Below are 679 nucleotides of genomic sequence, written 5' to 3'. Positions count from 1 at the left end.
AACCTCACCCCACTCACCACCGACAACCGATTACGCAACTCCACCGCAGTCAACGAATCAAAACCCAACTCCTTGAACGTCGCATCGGAGCGCACGTCGTCCGCGGAGACGAAGCCGAGGACCGCGGCCACGGCCTCGCGGATCACCTGGAGTACGGCTTCGAGTCGTTCAGCGTCGTCGAGACCTGCCAACCGGGTGGCCAGTACCGGGCCCTGGGCGTCGGCGTCGGCAGCCTTGCGGCGGCTGCGGACGACCAACTTGCGGAGTACGGACGGCACGTCGTCGGACGCGCCCAGAGCGGCCACGTCGAGATCGACGGCGACCGGCTGCGGGTGGTCGCCCGCGCAGGCCGCGTCGAGCAACCGTAGGGCGTGTTCGCTGGTCATCGCGCGGATGCCGGAGCGCGTCATGCGTCCCAGGTCGGTCTCGGTGAGATGCCCGGTCATGCCGCTGGCGTCGGCCCACAGGCCCCAGGCGATGGAGACCGCGGGCAGGCCGAGCGACCTGCGGTGGGCGGCCAGTGCGTCGCAGAAGGCGTTGGCAGCGGAGTAGTTGGCCTGCCCCGGGCTGCCGAAGGCGGCGGCTGCCGAGGAGAACGTGACGAACAGGTCGAGGTCGAGACCTTCGGTCGCCGCGTGCAGATGCGCCGCAACATCAGCCTTCGCCGCCCACACCCGCC

The 679-nt window shown here is 69.8% G+C and carries 1 protein-coding gene; it reads right to left on the bottom strand.

Annotated features, from left to right (window positions below; genetic code table 11):
* The coding region (locus AAHZ94_RS34835; protein ID WP_349997660.1) for a beta-ketoacyl reductase at positions 1-679 on the bottom strand (679 nt) is incomplete at both ends.

The sequence above is a fragment of the Streptomyces sp. HSW2009 genome (assembly GCF_040240285.1).
Taxonomy (GTDB): domain Bacteria; phylum Actinomycetota; class Actinomycetes; order Streptomycetales; family Streptomycetaceae; genus Streptomyces.
This window is presented reverse-complemented; position numbering and strand designations above follow the sequence as displayed.